We start from the raw sequence: 17,327 nt of genomic DNA, 5'->3' as shown, positions 1-17,327 counted from the left end.
TGCGTGCGCAACCTGCGGTCTCCCTTCCCGGTTGTGAAAATATGCACAGTTGTAGCGCTGCAACACTCCGTCCGAGGCGGTATATTAGCGGCTGTTGACTTCGCAAGGCATTTGTTCCTATTTCGTTCTCATGCCGCAGTCGAACAGATCCGAGCCATATCCGCTTGCGGCGACGTGGACGTCGATTCCCTTGCCGTTCGGATGGTTTGCGAGAACACGCCGACTGGGACGCACGGCAATCTCGACGTCTCGCGGCTAGCGCCGACTGCTGGCGAGGCTGTCGGGTTGAAGATCCGCAAACTCGTGGCGATCAAGATCAGGCGCATCCCTGTGTGGAAAGAAGAATGACGTCCTCCAAGAAGCGCGAGAATTCAAAGCGCTGGTACATCCGCCAGAACTTACCGCATCAGGTCGCGCTGCCGAACGACCTGTGCTGCATGGAGAACTACGATCTCCTTGAGCGGTATTGCCGGCGCTTCGAACCCCGCCCCAAGACCCAGCAGGTCACGGCAATATGGCCGAACGGCAAGCAAGAGGGCTTTCGGCTTTATTGCTTCGCGACCAAGGCTGACGCTGACGTCTTTGCGGCTGAGTTCGAGGGCACGCATTTCGATCCTGCCAAGGACCGAGAGGGCGGCCGCGTCAACGGCGCCTGGCTGCGGAGCGACGAATGGAAGCTGGTCGAACGATGCGGCCCGCTGCAATTGACGCGGTTCTTTCGGGAATACGGACGGTAGGCCTCCAAGGCTGTCGCCATCACCAACTCTTTGACCGCGCCAGCGGGGGCAGGGGGCGATTCGCAGTCGCCAGATATCCACAGAACGGGCCGCGAACACTGTGGGACTTTTCGTGGGACTTTTCGTCTGGCTTGATCCCACATTGCCGGAAATGATCGGCTTCTGTTCTCGGCGAGCGTTTTAGGCCTTGCGCCGCAAACCCTGAATATATATGGCTCCCCTCGGTCCGGAGTGTAGCGCAGCCCGGTAGCGCACTTGACTGGGGGTCAAGGGGTCGTCGGTTCGAATCCGGCCACTCCGACCATTATATCCCTTCCCCTGATTTCCATTTGCATTGCGAGCACAACGGCTCGCAACGGTGTTCCGCAAGAACGCCATGGACGCCTGCGCCCATGGCGTTGATCGTGGCGTGCCGCTGACGGCACAGGCAGTCACATCATCGACTGCGGGCTGACAAAGACGTTGCGGACGACGTCGCCTTCGTCGTTGAGCAGGATCGTCACCTTCTCGCCCACCTTGATCGACGGCAAGGCAACGTCGCGCGGAATCGTATAGCTGCCGCCATGATCGAGGGTAATGACGCGAGCGCCGGCATTGAACCGGGCGACGATGCCGCTGGCGTCGGATGCGAGGGCCGAGCCTGAAAAAAGGGCTATCGCGGCGGCGGCAAGAATGAGCTTGTTCATGATCGTAACTCCCTATGGTGGTTGTTGAGGTCCGGGGCCCTGGGGCGCCTCGGGTGACATCTACAACTACGACCGGCAGCGTCCGCTTGTTGCTGCCGCCGCGGTAAACTCGGGACACGTTTTGATCAAGCGATCTTGCCCTGCGCGCTGAAACCGGAATGGAAAGTCATCGTTCACGCGCGACGCCTGGGCCGGCGTCGAAGCCATGGCGCTGATCGCGGAAAAAGAAAAAGCCACGGGTGGGGGCCCATGGCTTTTCTGAGTCTGACAGGCCGACGGAAATCGGCCTCTCGATGCGGCCTCACTTAGCGGAGAACCGCCCGGACCTTGTCGCCTTCGTCGTTGAAATGGATCGAGACGGTTTCGCCGGCCTGGATCACGGGCAGGGCGACGTCACGCGGAACGGTATAGCTCTTGCCGCTCTCCAGGGTAATGACGCGCGTGTCCGCATTGATGTTGCCAACGACACCACTTGCAGTCGAGGCAAATGCGGCGCCGGTCATGATCGAAAGTGCAGAGGCAGCGAGGATGATCGTCTTCATTTTCGTATTCCTTTCGTAGGTCCGTAGCGAGGCCGAAATCTTTGTCGGGCTGCTATTTCTTGTTGCAGGTCACCAAGTCTCGGAGTCGTCGCACTTAGCGGAGGACGGCCTGGACCTTGTCGCCTTCATCGTTCAGTTGGAGCGAGACGGTGTCGCCGGCCTGGATCGCAGGCAGGGCAACGTCGTGCGGGACGGTAAAGCTCTTGCCGCTTTCAAGAGTAATGACGCGGGTGCCGGTGTTGATATTTCCAACAATGCCGCTACCTGGCGAAGCAAGGGCAGCGCCGGCCATGATCGAAAGTGCCGATGCGGCGAGGATTATCTTCTTCATTTTCATATTCCTTTCATTTTTCGGTAGCGAGGCCGAGGTATTTATTCGGTCGTTCCGCTTACCATCATCAGATAGGTGCCTATCTCTGTGATTGCTACGGGCCGGGTGGTCACTCTGATTCACAAAGCAGTCACGCCGTGTTGAGCCGGCAAATGGTGCCGGACTGTTCACAAAAGCGGCTCCGTGTGTGCAATGGCCGGCTGCGGATGTGACTCGTTGCGGTGGATGCCCGAACTCTGGTGGCCGGCGTTGTCAGTGCGGAATTGGTGCCTGCGCCTGGTACAAAGGGGCAGGCGATGCCGGGGGCGCTGGCTTTGGGGCTGCCGGCAGGCGGTGATGGGATTTCCGGCGGATGAGTGCGGCGGGCGCCGAGAGAGCGGGTTGCTCGGTGGCTATCCGGAAGTCCAAATGCAAAGAAGGGCCGATGGCCTTCTTTCGCAGGCTGCTATCTCTTGATGCAGGGCACCAAGTATTGGGGTCTGGCCGCCGCATCAGTGGAGGATGGCTGGACCTTGTCGCCTTGCGGTCGCGGGGTGTGGACGAGAGGGATAGGGAGGAGGGGCTTCAGCCAGCCAGGCAAGGGAGGCGCCGAGCATGCGGGTGCCTCAAGGCGCAGTCGTTTGCGGATGCGTTGGGTTCTAGCTGTTGGCCCATCGCATGTTGCCGGTTGCCCGGGCGCCAAACGCAAAGAAAGCCATGGGTGGGAGGACCCATGGCTTTCTTTTGGCAATCGCGACAGTTTGATTGGGGCATCAAGCCATCGTTGGTGGCGGCTTAGCGCAGAACGCTCTGGACGCGGTCGCCTTCGTCGTTGAGCTGGATCGAGATCTTTTCGCCGGCCTGGATCGCGGGCAGAGCAACGTCACGTGGAACGGTGTAGCTCTGGCCGCTCTCGAGAGTAATGACGCGAGCGTCGGCATTGATCTTGGCAACAACACCGTCAGAGGACGAAGCAAGTGCAGCGCCGGTCATAAGAGTAAATGCGGAAGCGGCGAGGATGAGCTTGTTCATTGTATTATTCCTTTCACTTTTCGGTAGCGTGGCCGGAATTTTTTGTCGGCCGTTTCGCTTACCACAGACACATAGGCGCCTATCTGTCCGATTGCCACTGGCCGAGCGGTAACTCTGTGTCACAAATCGCTCACGGCAATTTGAGCCGGCAAATGGGTGCCGCAACGTTCGCCAAGCCGGAATGATGGGCGCAATCGCCGGCAATGACCGCGTCAGTTGGCGGCGTCGAAGGCGCGCTGGTGGCGTGCCTCGAGCGCGATCGCGCCCCAGATCAGCCCGAGCAGCAGGTAGAAATGGCGCCAGTGGTCGGTGTCGATGACGGTGCCAAGGGCGATGTGGCCGAGGAACACGACATAGGCAGACAGCAGGTAGGGCTGCCACGGCCGGTTGCGCAGGAGGATGCGGAAGCCAGCGGCTACGGTCCACACGATCAGCGTCAGGTAGCTGGCGAAGCCGAGCCAGCCATAGTCCATCAGCGCCTTCAGCCAGATGTTGTGCGTGTCCTCGCCATAGATCTGGCCGAAGACCAGCGGACCGATGCCGAGCGGCTTTTCGGTGGCCAGCAGGAAACCGATGGCGTAGCGGGCGAAGCGGCCGAGCCGCGCCCCATCATAATCCTGCACGAGCTGGGCGCGTGTCGCGAACAGTTCGCCGATGCCGGGAATCTGGAGCGCAACGAGCAGTGCGGCAGCCAGCAATGTCACGACGGCCATGCTCATGACTGCGATCCTGAGCCGGAAACGGCCGCTGTTGCTCTGCAGGAACAGGAAGCCGGTGAGCAGGATTGCCGACGCGCCAAACAGGCCCCAGGCACCGCGCGAGAAGGAGAGGAAGATTCCGCCGGTGACGACCAGCAGCAGCACCGCATGCAGCGCCATCCTGGCGGGACGTTCGGTCAAGACGCGGAAGAGCAGGTAGATGCCTGGCAGGGCCAGGAACGGCCCGAAGACGTTGGGGTCCTGGAAGGCGCCGGCGGCGCGGCCGAATTTTGTGAACATCTCGGCCCCTGGCACGGCGCCGAAATATCCGAGAATGCCGAGCACGGAGGTGACCACGGCCGACGTCACCCAGGACAGGAAGATGACCCGGTAGAGTTTCGGATCGGTCTCGGTCACCGCGGCAAAGAAGATCGCGGTGAAGGCCAGGAACAGCGACACCGCGAGATAGAGCGGCGTGCCCATCAGGTTCGACATCTGGGTCATCGAAATCATGCCGCCGATGTTGAACACCACGAGCAGGACAACCAGCGGCGTGATGGCCCGCGTGATGCGCAACCCGAAGAGCGACCAGACGGCGATCAGCCCGGCCATGTAGAGCTCGTATGGGGCAGGCTCGCGGATGACGAACCCGGACAGCAACACGCCCAGCGCAATCGCGCCGGTGGAAATCAGCCCGATCAGCTTGGCATTGATCGCAGCCCGCGGCAGCTCGTAGGTGATCGCGCTCAATAGGCGTTTTCCGTGTCGAGCAGGCGGATCGGCGTCAGGAACAGGATCTTCATGTCGAACCAGAGAGACCAGTTCTCGATGTAGTAGAGATCGAATTCCGTGCGCTTGCGGATCTTCTCGTCTGTGTCCATCTCGCCGCGCCAGCCGTTGATCTGTGCCCAGCCGGTGACGCCGGGCTTGACCTTGTGGCGGGCGAAGTAGCCATCGACCACTTCATTGTAGAGCAGGTTGTGCGATTGGGCCGCGATCGCGTGCGGGCGTGGACCGACGAGCGACAGGCTGCCGAACAGCGAATTGAAGAACTGCGGCAGCTCGTCGATCGAGGCCTTTCGGATGAACCGGCCGACACGGGTGACGCGCGGGTCGTTCTTGGTCACGCTCTTGCGCGCCGACGGGTCCGACTGGTCCGTATACATCGAGCGGAACTTGTAGACCTCAATCACCTCGTTGTTGAAGCCGTGGCGCTTCTGCTGGAACAGAATCGGGCCCTTGCTGTCGAGCTTGATGGCGATGGCGGTGGCGATCATGACAGGCGAAAAGACGATGATGCCGAGCAGGCTGAAAGCGATGTCGAATGCGCGTTTGGCAACCGAATCCCAGTCGTTGATCGGCTTGTCGAAGATGTCGAGCATCGGCACGGCGCCGATGTAGGAATAGGCGCGTGGCCGGAACTGCAACTGGTTGGAATGCGCCGACAGCCGGATGTCGACCGGAAGCACCCACAGTTTCTTCAGCAGCTGCAGCACCCTGGTCTCCGCCGTCAGCGGCAGCGAGACGATCAGCATGTCGATGCGGGCGATGCGCGCGAATTCCAACAGTTCCGAGACGGTCCCCAGCTTCGGATAGCCGGCGACGATCGGCGGCGAGCGCCTGTCGTCGCGGTCGTCGAAGATGCCGCAGATGCGGATGTCGTTGTAGGGCTGCTGCTCGATCGATCGGATAAGCACCTCGGCGGCCTTGCCGCCGCCGACGATGACGGCGCGCCGCTCCATCCGCCCGTTGCGCGCCCACTTGCGGATGACGCGCGCCATGACCAGGCGCAACCCGATCAGCAACGACAGGCCAAGGACGAACCAGCTGCCGAACAGCAGGCGGGAATATTCTGCCGAAACCTTCATGAAGAAGGCCGTAAGCGACATCAGCGCAAAGGTCGTTGCCCAACCCAGGGCGATCCGCCCAATCGAGCCGCTCGGCCGCAGCAGCGATTGCAACTGGTAGCAGTCCATGACTTCGAAGAAGAGGACCGCTGCAAAGGACCCAGCCAGGATGACCAGCGGGTATTGCCAGCTGAGATGGCTGAGGAAGCCGACATGGTAGGCATAGAGCGCCAGTCCTGAGACAACAAGAAAAGCGAACTCGGCGAGGCGCAGCCAGCCGCTGACCATGACCGGGGACATGGTGTCGCGCCGGTATTGGGCCGCCACTTCCTGGGCGACGCTGCTCAGCTTGGCGGTATCGGACTTCGTGCCGTCGCCGCTAGCCGCCTTGACGGCTTCCGCGCTGAAGCGGTGCTTGGGGTCGGAGTTGGTCATTGTCGTCGATCTGTTGGTCGGCTGCCCGATTGCCAGATCGGCATAACAAAGATGAGCTAAGAAACTCTTGAGCGGGTCGGGCGACTTCTAAAGGTATTCAGCCGCGGCGCGGCAAGAGGGCCGAGAAATATGCTTTCTCGACATCGCTGGCCATCACAGCCACCCCGAAGCGGGACTTCAGATCGACAGCCCCAGGCAGCAGTTTTGCGTATGTATCGGGCCTTTCCAGCACCAATCGCATCTTCTTGCTGATTTCCTCGGCACTTGGCATGACAAGGGCAGGGGAGTTTGCTCCCAGGATTTCAGGAATGCCGCCGACGGCAGTCGCAATGATCGGCTTGCCCGCGGCCAACGCCTCGAGCACGATGTAGGGCATGGCTTCGGCACGCGAGGGCACCACGACGCAGCCGGCAAGGGCGAATGCCTGCCGGGCCGGCATGGGCGGCATGAAGCGGACGTCGTCGGCGAGGCCAAGTCTTTCGACCTGCGCACGGTAGCGTGGCAGGTCCTCGCCGTCGCCGACCATCACGGCGGTGACCTTGCGGCCGAGATCTTGCCGCAGCCTGGCCAGCGCATCGATGAAAAGGTCCGGGCCCTTCAGGTCGCGCATCATCCCGATATAGAGAAAGTCGGCGCCGCCGGCGGGCACCGGCTCGAATTCTTCGTCCCTCAGCCCGTTGTAGACCAGGCTGTTCGGCACGCGCGGCGCGCCGACCTTGCGGATGAAGGTGCGGCGTTCGTAGTCGGAGACGAACAAGAGGTGGTCGGTGAAGCGTTCCATCAGGCGTTCGAGGCCGAAGAACAGCTTTCCGGTGACGGTCCTCTCGTCATAGTGCAGACTGCCGCCATGCGGCGAATAGAGGCGGGCCACGCAATACCTTGAAACCCGCAACAGTGAGCCGAACGCACGTGCATAGACGCCACCCTTGGCGCCGTGCCCGTGCAGCACGTCCGGCCGCAATTCCTTGATGATCTTGTAGGTGCGCCAGCCGTCGGCAATGTCGCCGGGGCCGACGTGGCGCTGCATTGATGTGCGCTTGATGCCCAGTGCGAGCATGGGCCGGATCGCCTCGAACAGGCGCTCCTCGTGTTCGCCGCCGGTCGTCGAGTCGCAGATGATGCCGACCTGATGGCCGGCTGCCACCTGCGCCTCGGTCAGGTCGCGCACATGCCTGAAGATGCCGCCGACCGGCGACCTGAAGCAGTGGACGATCCGGAGTTTGCGGGGCACGGTCTGCTGCACGGCGACTTAGAACAGCCGTTCGCGGACGTAGATCGTATCACCGGGCAGGAGTGGGTCGCTGGTCACGACGCGACCGGTCATCACTTTCCCGTTGATGTCGCGGGTGATGTCGACATTGCCCTGGTTGGCGCGGGCGCTGTAGCCGCCGGCCATGGCCACGGCCTTTTGCACGGTCAGACCGGGAACATAGGAATATTGGCCTGCGGCTCCGACTTCGCCCATGACGAAGATCGGCCGGTAGCGGTCGACCTCGACCGAAACGTCGGGATCGCGCAGATAACCCTGGCGCAGCTTGGCTGCCAATGCCTTCTCGACTTCCTGCGCGGTGTAGCCGCGCGCCGCAACGCCGCCGACGAGCGGGAAGGATATGTAGCCCGACTGGTCGACGCTGTAGGTGTTGGTCAGTCCTTCCTGCTCGAACACGGTGACTCGGATGCGGTCGCCGGCGCCGAGGCGGTAGGGCTGGTCGAGAACCTCATGAAAAGCAGCCGGTGCCGGTTTGTAGCTCGAGCAGCCGGTGAGGGCGAGCATGACGGCAACAAGCGCGTGGCTGACGGCAAGGGAGCTTTTCATTTCGGCAGACACACCTTCGACTGCTTGCCGCCACGCTGCGGGATATCGGTTCGCGTCCGTTATCGTCTTGTTAGGGTTAATGCCGGGTAAAGGGCTGGGCGATCTTGCTTGAGCGCAGGAGAGTGCAGCTCGGCGATGTTAACGCCTGAGTTACCATGTTTGTTTACCATGCAGCCTGCCTAGCCTCGGGAGTAGGAATGCATGTCTGGCGTCCAATCCACTGCCGGTGATGTCGATGTTGATCTCGGCCATCTCTTCGCCAGTCTTGCGAGAAACTGGCTGCGCTTGCTGTTGGTTGCATTGGCCGTCACCGGTCTGGCCTTTGTGCTTGCTTCGCTGGCGACACCTCATTACCGCGCCGAGACACGCCTTTTGATCGAAACGCGGGAATCGGTCTTCACGCGACCCGACGGCAGCGGCGAGAACGAACGACCCATGCTCGACGAGGAGGGGGTGACCAGTCAGGTCGAGGTCATCGGTTCGACCGACATCCTCAAGCAGGTTGCCAAGCAGCTCGATCTGGCAAGCCGGCCGGAATTCGACGCGGCCGAAGAAATGTCGACGATTTCGCGTTTTCTGGTCATTGCCGGGCTCAAGGCCGATCCAAATGAAATGCCGCCGGAGGAACGTGTACTCAAGGCGTTCCGCGAGCAGCTGACCATCTATCGCGTCGAGAAGTCGCGCGTCATCGTCATCCAGTTCTCGTCATCGGATCCCAAGCTCGCCGCGGAAGTGCCGAACGCCATTGCCGACGCCTATCTGGCCTTCCAGCGCACGTCCAAGCTCGAGTCGAGCACCGAGGCGACCGACTGGCTGAAGCCCGAAATCGCCGACCTGAACCAGCGCGTCAAGGATGCCGAAGCGCGCGTCGCCAGCTTCCGGTCGCAGTCCGACCTGTTGATCGGCCAGAACAATTCGGCGCTTGCCACCCAGCAGCTTTCCGAACTCTCCAGCGAATTGTCGCGCGTTCGTGCCAACCGTTCGGCGGCCGAGGCGACAGCCCAGAGCGTGCGCCAGGCATTCAAGAGCGGCGGCTCGATCGACGCGGTGCCGGAAGTTCTGTCTTCGGGCCTTATCCAGCGCCTGCGCGAGCGGCAGATCCAACTGCGGACCGACATTGCCGATCTTTCGACGACCCTGCTGCCCAATCATCCACGCATCAAGGCGCTCAATTCCCAACTTGCCGACCTGAATGTCCAGATACGTGCGCAGGCGGAAAAGGTTCTTGCGGGCCTGGTTAATGAGGCTGCGAGCGCCGATCTTCGTGAAAAGCAGCTGGTTGCCGACCTCAACAGGCTGAAAGTGGAATCCGGGCGCGTGTCGGAAGAAGAAGTCGAGCTGCGGGCGCTCGAGCGCGAGGCCGCCGCCCAGCGCGCGCTTCTCGAATCCTATCTGACCCGCTACCGCGAGGCCTCCTCGCGTCAGGATCGCAACTATCTTCCGGTCGACGCACGCGTCTTTTCGCGCGCCATCGTGCCGTCCGAATCCTATTTCCCCAAGGTCATGCCGATCGTCGGTGCGGCATTCGTCGGTTCGCTGTTGTTGATGGCGATCTTCACATTGCTGCGGGAGCTGTTCTCCGGCCGTGCGATGCGCCCGGCTGCCGGTTCTCGCGTGTCACCGGTGACACAGGTTCCCATGCCGGTGCGCCGCGCGGCAAGCCTGCCCGACGAAGCGGAGCCCCGGTCGTGTGATGATGCCGGAGAGCCGGTCGTCGCCGTAGAATACGAAGACACGCAGGCAGAAGTTCAGCCGCTTGACGACGAAGAGCCGCTCGTTGCCGCGACGCCAGCCGCGCCGATCATCCATGCCGGCATCAGCATCGAGACGGCAGCCGAAAAGCTCATCGCTGGCGGTGCCGCGCGCGCAATCTTCATTTCGCCCGAAGGTGATGACGCGGCGGCGACCGCGGTACTTGTGGCCCGCGAAGTGGCCGACACCGGCCTGCGCGTGCTGTTGCTCGATCTGACCGCCTCAGGCGCTGCCTCTCGGCCGATGCTCGACGGTGGCCGCTATCCCGGCATCACCAATCTGCTTGCTTCGGAGGCCCAGTTTAGCGATGTCATCCGCGCCGACCACTATTCGGACTGCGATGTCATGCCGGTGGGTACCGCCGATCCGGCGCGCGCCATGCGTGCCGCCGATCGGTTGCCGATCATCATGGAATCGTTGACAACGGCCTATGATCTGGTGGTCGTCGAATGCGGCCCGGCCGATGCCGACGAGATCAGGCGCCTGGTCGGCGACGGTACCGAGGTGCTGGTCAGCTTCCTTCAGCATGACGACGAGATCGCCGATGTGGCCGATGGCCTGCGTGCTGGCGGCTATGAGGATGTCATCCTGGTGACCCCGGTTGGCCATGACTTGCCGACGACGCCACAGCCGACGCGCTCGGCGGCCTAGTCTTCCTCTGCAGGCGAAGCCTTACCGCGCACGCCCGAACGCAGACGCTTTACCATGGCCCATAACGTGGTGTTGTTCTTGACCGCAGTCTTGAGCCGCGCGGTCGACTTCAGCCCGAGCGCATAGAGCCGGCCCTTTGCCGTCATCGGCAGCAGAACGTCGGCGTGCTGGATTTCGATATCGCACCATTGCCGTTTGTACGGCTCGTCGCCGACGCTGAAATCGTAGATGTCGAAGCCCTGGTCGCAAGCCTCGGAGATGTTGTCGAAGAACAGGTATTCGCCCGGGCTGACATAGCCCAGTTCGTCGTCGGCTATGGCGCCGAATTCGCAGACCATGCGGTTGCCGGCGCGGCTCGACCCGGTGACCGCGCGGTATTTTCCGCCGACGTCCAGGCCGTGAAGGATAAAGGGCGACGGGTCTTTCTGCAGCGCATCGACAAACAGCTTGCGGAAGAATGTACGGACGCCGGCATCGGCGAAGACGTCGGTAATGCCCATAGCGCCAAAACGCTGTTCCTTCATCGCGTAGAACGCGTCCAGCATGGCGTTGACGTCCGCTTCTGTCGTCGCAACGATACGGCGGGCACCGCCCACGGCGTCGTACTTCCGTTCCTGGCTGCGATGCCGTTTGCGTTTCTTCTTGCCGCTGGTGCGCGTCAGAACCGCCTCGAAACCGCCGACCAGGTCGACCCCCAGGGCGACGTTGGGGCTAGGCGTGGAGGTGAGCTTGAGCAGCGGATTGGGCAGCCCGTCGAGATCGGTGATGAGGCGGTCGAACGCGACCACGTCGATATCCGGACGTGCCCGGCGGATCGAGCCGATGAGGCTTTCAATCTCGGCAGTGCTTGCCGTTGCAAGCCAGTTCCTGTCAGCTGCAGGAAAATTGCCGTTCGCGTGCTTGCCGCTGAGAAATCGGGCAATGCGAAACGGCCCTTCGTGGCTTACCTCAAGCGCAACGGACAGTACCGGCCGTCCCTTGGCGTTCAGCGTCGCAATCACCGCATCGACATTGTTCGTTTCTATCCAGGTGGACACCCATCCCGGGCACTGTGCCGGTGCCGAGACTCCTGCCGATTTGCCATAGGCCTTGATTGCCTCGCGCGTGGCTGGAATGGCGACAGCGGTCAGGATGTCGCCAGCATTCGCGCCCTGGCGCAACAAGGCGCTGTTTTCGCCGGGAGCGGCAGCGTCAACCATACTTCAATCCTTGCCGGCTATTCATCGGCATGTGGAACGCGTTTCCCTGCGTGTTCGATGCGGCCAAGCCTACGCACCAAAGGTGAAGGAATGATCGACGCAGCCCGTAAGCTGGCTCTCATGCTGATCGGATATGCAGGGCTGGGTGCGCTGGCCAGGCCATTCGTCGGCAGCGTCGGCGCTATTCTCATGCTGCATCGGGTCACTGCCTTCCTCGATCGACCGGACGGGCCCAACCGCCATCTCAGCATCGCGCCGCACTTCCTCGACGCGCTGATCGGCGAGATGAAGCGCATGGGATATGCTTTCGTCTCGATGGACGAAGCCGTGGCGCGCCTGCGCTTGGGCGACAAGGGCGGCCGGTTTGCAGCATTGACTGCCGACGATGCCTATCGCGACAACCTCACCGAAGCGCTCCCTGTTTTGGAAAAGCACGCAGCCCCGATGACCATCTACGTCGCCTCGGGCCTGACTGGCGGCGACGCCGATCTTTGGTGGGAGGTGCTCGACGACATCGTCGAGGCAGGCAGGCCGCTTTCTGTGGCCATGCCGGAGGGCGAGGTGAATCTCGATTGCTCGACGCCGGAAGGACGATCGAACGCGTTCCGGCGCTTGTCGGCCCACATCACCACGGACGTGCGCGAGGAAGATCAGCGCGCTGTTCTGCGCCGTTGGGCCGAAATGGCCGGCGTCGACGCTTCGGCCCTCAACCGCAAGCTGCTGATGAACTGGGACGAGATCAGGCGCTGTGCCGCGAACCCGCTGGTCACCATCGGCGCGCATACCGTGCACCACTACAACCTCAAGCGTTTGAGCAGGGAAGTCGCATTGCGCGAGATGTACCGCTCGCGCAGCATGATCGAAGTCGAGCTTGGCTATGCACCGCGCCATTTTGCCTATCCCTACGGCTATCCGGCGGCGGCGGGTTTGCGCGAGACCGAACTGGCGCGCGAGGCAGGCTATCTCTCGGCGGTGACCACGCGTCACGGCATCCTGCGGCCCGAGCATGCCGGTAACCTGCACGCCCTTCCCAGGCTTTCGGTCAACGGCAGGTATCAGGATCTCGCGGCGGTGCGGGCCATGCTGTCGGGCACGACGACGCTGCTGGCCAACGGCGGCCGGCGGGTCGTCACTGTGTGATGTTTAGCGGCCGGCGGCCTTCGACGGCTTGAGCATCCATTTGATGATCCACATCGCCGGCAGGATCCACAGCAGCCCGCTGAAGAAGAAGAAGGCGAGGTGGACGACCGGGCCCGACTGCGACAGCTGTGCCACCGCCACCATGGTCGCGATCAGCGCGTAGACGATCACCAGCAGCACCAGCAGCACGGTTCCGATCAGCTTCTTGACGCGCACGGGCATTTCTTGATCCTTTGTCCAGGTTCCGCATAGTCGCTCTGGCCAACCGGCGCAACCGGTGAGGACATGCGGCGCGACTGCGTGTCGCGTGGGCCGAACTTGCCAGCGGGGCCGCTATGGTCCACCAGTCCCGCGGTTTCGAACGAGCCGGGAACGATTGCAATGTCAGCCATGACCAACACCGCCGCACCGCTTGCCGAGCGAAACCGCGAACTGCGCAATCGCACGCTCGTGCGCGGCTGGCTCTATGTCGTGCTCCTGGTCCTGTTCGCTCTTGTCATGGTCGGCGGCGCCACGCGCATGACCGGTTCGGGGCTTTCCATCACCGAGTGGAAACCGATCCACGGCGTCATCCCGCCGCTCAATCAGGCCGAATGGCAGGAAGAGTTCGAAAAATACCAGCAGATCCCGCAATACGAGCAGATCAACAAGGGCATGACCGTTGACGAGTTCAAGGGCATCTTCTGGTGGGAATGGGCGCATCGCCTGCTCGCCCGCGGCGTCGGCTTCCTGGTGGCAATTCCGCTTGCCTTCTTCTGGCTCTCCGGCCGCCTCGAACGCCGCCTCAAGCCGCGCTTGGTCGGACTTTTGGCGCTCGGCGGCTTCCAGGGCTTCATCGGCTGGTGGATGGTCGCCTCGGGGCTTTCGGAGCGGGTTTCGGTCAGCCAGTACCGGTTGGCGATCCACCTGACCTTCGCCTGCATCATCGTCATGGCCGTCACCTACATCGCGCGCGGCCTCGCGACCTATTCGCAAACACCGGCCGATCGCCGCGTCCAGCGCTTCTCGGGCATCATGGTGCTGCTGGTCATGTTCCAGATCTATCTCGGCGCGCTGGTCGCCGGCCTGCATGCCGGCCTCTCCTATAATACCTGGCCGCTGATGGATGGCGCCATCGTTCCCGGTGATCTGCTCGTCATCGAGCCGATATGGCGCAACTTCTTCGAAAGCCCCAAGACGGTCCAGTTCGTCCACCGTATGTTTGCTTATACGGTTCTGGTGGTGGCGCTGTGGCACGCATTTTCGACCATGCGGGCAGCACCTGGGTCGACGCACGCGCGCCGGGCATGGCTGCTGGCGCTGCTGATCGTGGGGCAGGGCGCTATCGGCGTCGGCACGTTGCTTATGCAGGCGCATATGCACTGGGCACTGCTGCATCAGGGATTCGCGCTGGTCGTGCTGATCTTCGCCACCGCCCATTGGCGCGGCACCAAGGGCGCTTATGCCCTGGAGAACGACGTGGAAGTCAGAAGCTAGAGCGCACGTCGCGGATTGCAGCGACCACGCGGAGTTCGCTCTGTTCGTCCTCGTCGTTGTTGTCTTCCGCGTGCCAGGAAGCCGACAGGCAGCCCCAGGCGATGGCATGGTCGAGGATCGCGTCGGGGCGCTGGCCAAGCGTTCTGGCAAAGGTCTCGGCCATATGCGCGATGCGCTCCGGATCGAGACAAAGATCGCCCTGGCGGTCCAGCGGATTGTAGAAGAAATTCGCCGCGTCGAAGCCGGGGTCGCCCAGGATGCCCTTGGGGTCGATCACCAGCCAGCCGCGTTCGCCGTGCAGGATGTTGTCGTGATGCAGGTCGCCAAGCAGCACGCGCAATTCGTGCGGTTCTGACAGCAGGCGCTCGGCAACCGCGGCCGTCTCGACATAGAGGCTCTCCACGCCGGCATGGTGGTCGATCCGGGCCTTCTTGAACAGGCTGGCGAACCGCTCTCTCAGCGGCTGCAGGTCGGCAGGGGGAGGGATGTCGGACGGCGACAACAGCCTTGCCATCACCTCGTTGGCGATGTCAGTCGCATGTCGGTCGCCAGAATCGTTCAGCTCATCGACCAAAAGCCTGTCGCCGGCATATTCGAGAAGCATGTTGTGCCCCTCGAAGCCAAGCAGCCGCACCGCGCCCACGCCATCGCGCCACGACAGATAATGCGCGCCGCGCAGCTCGTCGGCGACATCATCGAACGGCTTGAGGGCTTTGATCACCGCTGGACCGCCGTCGGCCAGCCGCACTTTCCAGATGCGGCTGGAGAATGTCTCTGCGATGAGCTGCGGATCGCTGACGTTCCAGCGCGCTGGAAAAGCAGCCTGATCCACCTTAGTGCTTGAGCCCGAGCATCAGGTCCATGTTCTGCACGGCTGCACCCGAGGCGCCCTTGCCGAGATTGTCGAGCAGGGCGACCAGATTGACCTGGCCCTGGCCTTCGGTGCCGAAGGCGTAGAGCTTCATGCGGTCGCTGTCGGCCAGTTCGGTCGGGTCGAGGCGATCAAGCTTGGCGCTGGTCGCCAGCGGCACGACTTCGACGATGTCCTGCCCGGCGTAGTGCGCAGCGAGCGTCGCGTGGATGTCGGCGATCGACACCGCCCCGTTGAGATCGGCGAGGTGCAGCGGCACCTGCACGATCATGCCCTGGGCAAAGCGGCCAACCGACGGCGCAAAGATCGGCCGCCGCTCGAGCAGGCCGTGCTGCTTCATCTCGGCAACGTGCTTGTGCATCAGCGGCAGCCCGTAGAGGAAATGCGGCGAGGCGATGTGATCCTCCCGGCTGGGGTCCTCCATCTGGGCGATCATCTGCTTGCCGCCGCCGGTATAGCCGGAGACGGCATTGACGCTGACCGGATAGTCGGCGGGCAGGATGCCTGCCGCGACCAGCGGGCGGATGAGCGAGATGGCGCCGGTGGGATAGCAGCCCGGGTTGGCGACCAGCCGTGCATCGGCGATGCGCTGGCGCTGGGCAGCGTCCATTTCGGCGAAACCATAGGCCCAGTCGGGGTGGACGCGGTGCGCCGTCGAGGTGTCGATGACGCGCGTCGAATTGTTGCCTTCAAGGATGCGCACAGCCTCCTTGGATGCATCGTCGGGCAGGCACAGGATGGCGACATCGGCCTCGTGCAGCCGCTCGGCCCTGAGATCGACGTTGCGGCGCTCGGCCTCCGGAATCGACAGGACGGCAAGATCGTCGCGGGCGGCAAGTCGCGTCCGAATCTGGAGGCCCGTGGTGCCGTGCTCGCCGTCGATGAAGATTTTCGGTTTCATTGTCTGTCGTTCCGTCGAAAATTAAGCAGTGTCAGAGGGTTGTGGCCAAAATCGGACTCAAGCCGGCAAGCCGTTGAATCATCGCCTCAGCCGTTGTCTCGTGCCTTCCGTTCAGCCAGCAGGCCGAGATAGTGCATCGCGACCGTCGATCCGGCGATGGCCGTAATATCGGCATGGTCGTAGGCCGGTGCAACCTCCACGATATCGGCGCCGACAATATCGATCTGGGTCATCTGGCGCAGCACCGAAAGGATCTTGGCCGATGAAGGGCCACCTGCGACAGGCGTGCCCGTTCCGGGTGCATATGCCGGGTCAAGGCAGTCGATGTCGAAGGTGACATAGGTCTTCTTGCCGCCGGTACGCTCGGCAATCGCATAGGCGATGTCGGCGGCGCGCATTTCCTCCACTTCGTGGCCGTAGAGGATCTTGATGCCAAAATCCTCCGGCGCGTGCGTCCGTATGCCGATCTGGATCGAGCGGTCGGGGTCGATGATGCCGTCACGCACCGCGCGCCCGACGAACGAGCCGTGGTCGATGCGCTTGCCGTCGTCTGGCCAGGTGTCCTGGTGGGCGTCGAACTGCACCAGCGCCATCGGACCGTGGATCGCGGCATGCGCCTTCAGCACCGGCCAGGTGACGTAATGGTCGCCGCCGAGCGTCAGCAGGAAGGCGCCGGACTTGAGGATCTTGGCCGCCTCGCGCTCGATAGTCCCAGGCGTCTTCTGGTGATTGCCGCTGTCGAGCAGGCAGTCGCCATAGTCGACGACCGAGAGATCCTCGAACAGGTCGCGGTTGAACGGATATTGCGGGTCGCAGTCGAAGATCGCCGACGCGCGGCGAATCGCCTGCGGGCCGAAGCGTGCGCCGGGCCGGTTGGTGACGGCGGCATCGAACGGAATACCCCAGACGACAGCGTCGGCGCCGGCGACGTTCTTCGAATATTTGCGGCGCATGAAAGACAGTGCCCCTGCATAGGTCGGATCACTCGAACGGCCGGTGTTCGTCCGCGCGGTAAAGGCGTGATCGATCGATGAAGCGGGCATGGGCAGTCTCCTCAGTCGGTCTTTCGGGATGCGAGGCGCAAGAACTACAGAAGCAGGGCGCAAGATGCCAGCCCCGTAGCGCACTGCGTATGACAGGGCCGTAGCCGGCGCTTTCTCGGGTCATTTGAATGTCATCTGCCTTACACGCCCCTGTCATCGCAGCCGGGTAGTTCGTTGCACGCATCCTCTAG

At 62.6% G+C, this 17,327-nt stretch carries 17 protein-coding genes and 1 tRNA gene; 5 read left to right on the top strand and 13 right to left on the bottom strand.

All coding sequences use genetic code 11. From position 1 onward, the window contains the following. Positions 1–344: 344 nt before the first annotated feature. Together O1Y97_RS18595 and O1Y97_RS18590 are read left to right on the top strand one after the other, a co-directional pair. Positions 345–737: a hypothetical protein gene (locus O1Y97_RS18595; RefSeq protein ID WP_318761962.1), complete on the top strand. Its 393-nt coding sequence runs from the start codon at positions 345–347 to the stop codon at positions 735–737. A gap of 227 nt (positions 738–964) precedes the next feature. Further along, positions 965–1,041 (top strand) — tRNA-Pro (locus O1Y97_RS18590). A 127-nt stretch (positions 1,042–1,168) separates the two neighbouring features. Here O1Y97_RS18590 and O1Y97_RS18585 read toward each other — a convergent pair. From O1Y97_RS18585 to O1Y97_RS18550, 8 genes are all read right to left on the bottom strand, one after another. After that, positions 1,169–1,423 carry a DUF1344 domain-containing protein gene (locus O1Y97_RS18585; RefSeq protein WP_183261825.1) on the bottom strand — a complete coding sequence of 85 codons (255 nt, stop codon included), beginning with the start codon at positions 1,421–1,423 and terminating at the stop codon, positions 1,169–1,171. Between the two features lie 305 nt (positions 1,424–1,728). Next, the gene (locus O1Y97_RS18580; protein WP_183261823.1) at positions 1,729–1,965 is read right to left on the bottom strand and encodes a DUF1344 domain-containing protein; all 237 of its coding nucleotides are present in this window, start codon (positions 1,963–1,965) and stop codon (positions 1,729–1,731) included. Positions 1,966–2,059: 94 nt separating this feature from the next. Beyond that, positions 2,060–2,296: a hypothetical protein gene (locus O1Y97_RS18575; RefSeq protein ID WP_318761961.1), complete on the bottom strand. Its 237-nt coding sequence runs from the start codon at positions 2,294–2,296 to the stop codon at positions 2,060–2,062. A 774-nt stretch (positions 2,297–3,070) separates the two neighbouring features. After that, positions 3,071–3,307 carry a DUF1344 domain-containing protein gene (locus tag O1Y97_RS18570; RefSeq protein ID WP_318761960.1) on the bottom strand — a complete coding sequence of 79 codons (237 nt, stop codon included), beginning with the start codon at positions 3,305–3,307 and terminating at the stop codon, positions 3,071–3,073. Positions 3,308–3,519: 212 nt separating this feature from the next. Then, positions 3,520–4,755 carry an O-antigen ligase family protein gene (locus tag O1Y97_RS18565; RefSeq protein WP_108608476.1) on the bottom strand — a complete coding sequence of 412 codons (1,236 nt, stop codon included), beginning with the start codon at positions 4,753–4,755 and terminating at the stop codon, positions 3,520–3,522. After that, positions 4,752–6,287, bottom strand: a complete 1,536-nt coding sequence (locus O1Y97_RS18560) for an undecaprenyl-phosphate glucose phosphotransferase (RefSeq protein WP_108608475.1) — start codon at positions 6,285–6,287, stop codon at positions 4,752–4,754. Before O1Y97_RS18560 ends, O1Y97_RS18565 begins: the two co-directional genes overlap by 4 nt. 97 nt (positions 6,288–6,384) lie before the next feature. Beyond that, entirely contained in the window at positions 6,385–7,518 is a 1,134-nt protein-coding gene (locus O1Y97_RS18555; protein WP_318761959.1) for a glycosyltransferase family 4 protein, read from the bottom strand. A gap of 18 nt (positions 7,519–7,536) precedes the next feature. After that, a complete protein-coding gene (locus O1Y97_RS18550; protein ID WP_108609939.1) occupies positions 7,537–8,103 on the bottom strand; it encodes a polysaccharide biosynthesis/export family protein in 567 nt (188 codons plus the stop codon). A gap of 201 nt (positions 8,104–8,304) precedes the next feature. Here O1Y97_RS18550 and O1Y97_RS18545 point away from each other — a divergent pair, with 201 nt between their 5' ends. Next, positions 8,305–10,506, top strand: a complete 2,202-nt coding sequence (locus O1Y97_RS18545) for a GumC family protein (RefSeq protein WP_318761958.1) — start codon at positions 8,305–8,307, stop codon at positions 10,504–10,506. Here O1Y97_RS18545 and O1Y97_RS18540 read toward each other — a convergent pair. Continuing rightward, positions 10,503–11,705: a GNAT family N-acetyltransferase gene (locus O1Y97_RS18540; protein ID WP_318761957.1), complete on the bottom strand. Its 1,203-nt coding sequence runs from the start codon at positions 11,703–11,705 to the stop codon at positions 10,503–10,505. The genes O1Y97_RS18545 and O1Y97_RS18540 overlap by 4 nt on opposite strands. Positions 11,706–11,795: 90 nt before the next feature. Between O1Y97_RS18540 and O1Y97_RS18535 the strand changes: the two genes are divergently transcribed. Continuing rightward, positions 11,796–12,845 (top strand): polysaccharide deacetylase family protein, encoded by a 1,050-nt coding sequence (locus O1Y97_RS18535; protein WP_318761956.1) that lies wholly within the window; start codon positions 11,796–11,798, stop codon positions 12,843–12,845. A gap of 3 nt (positions 12,846–12,848) precedes the next feature. On the opposite strand, the gene O1Y97_RS18530 is transcribed toward O1Y97_RS18535, so the two are convergent. After that, positions 12,849–13,067 (bottom strand): DUF2842 domain-containing protein, encoded by a 219-nt coding sequence (locus O1Y97_RS18530; protein ID WP_183261809.1) that lies wholly within the window; start codon positions 13,065–13,067, stop codon positions 12,849–12,851. A gap of 159 nt (positions 13,068–13,226) precedes the next feature. On the opposite strand from O1Y97_RS18530, the gene O1Y97_RS18525 reads away from it, so the two are divergent. Further along, positions 13,227–14,321, top strand: coding sequence for a COX15/CtaA family protein (locus O1Y97_RS18525; protein WP_183261807.1), 1,095 nt, complete (start codon positions 13,227–13,229; stop codon positions 14,319–14,321). On the opposite strand, the gene O1Y97_RS18520 is transcribed toward O1Y97_RS18525, so the two are convergent. The 3 genes from O1Y97_RS18520 to speB all read right to left on the bottom strand — a co-directional run bounded on the left by O1Y97_RS18520 (position 14,311) and on the right by speB (position 17,136). Beyond that, entirely contained in the window at positions 14,311–15,153 is an 843-nt protein-coding gene (locus O1Y97_RS18520) for an aminoglycoside phosphotransferase family protein (RefSeq protein ID WP_318761955.1), read from the bottom strand. The two genes, O1Y97_RS18525 and O1Y97_RS18520, sit on opposite strands and share 11 nt — an antisense overlap. 1 nt (position 15,154) lies before the next feature. Beyond that, complete coding sequence (gene argC / locus O1Y97_RS18515) at positions 15,155–16,093, bottom strand: N-acetyl-gamma-glutamyl-phosphate reductase (RefSeq protein WP_108608468.1); 939 nt, start codon at positions 16,091–16,093, stop codon at positions 15,155–15,157. Positions 16,094–16,179: 86 nt separating this feature from the next. Beyond that, positions 16,180–17,136 carry an agmatinase gene (gene speB / locus O1Y97_RS18510; protein ID WP_183261803.1) on the bottom strand — a complete coding sequence of 319 codons (957 nt, stop codon included), beginning with the start codon at positions 17,134–17,136 and terminating at the stop codon, positions 16,180–16,182. Positions 17,137–17,327 lie beyond the last annotated feature (191 nt).

This window comes from Aminobacter niigataensis (assembly GCF_946995915.1).
Taxonomy (GTDB): domain Bacteria; phylum Pseudomonadota; class Alphaproteobacteria; order Rhizobiales; family Rhizobiaceae; genus Aminobacter; species Aminobacter niigataensis.
This window is presented reverse-complemented; position numbering and strand designations above follow the sequence as displayed.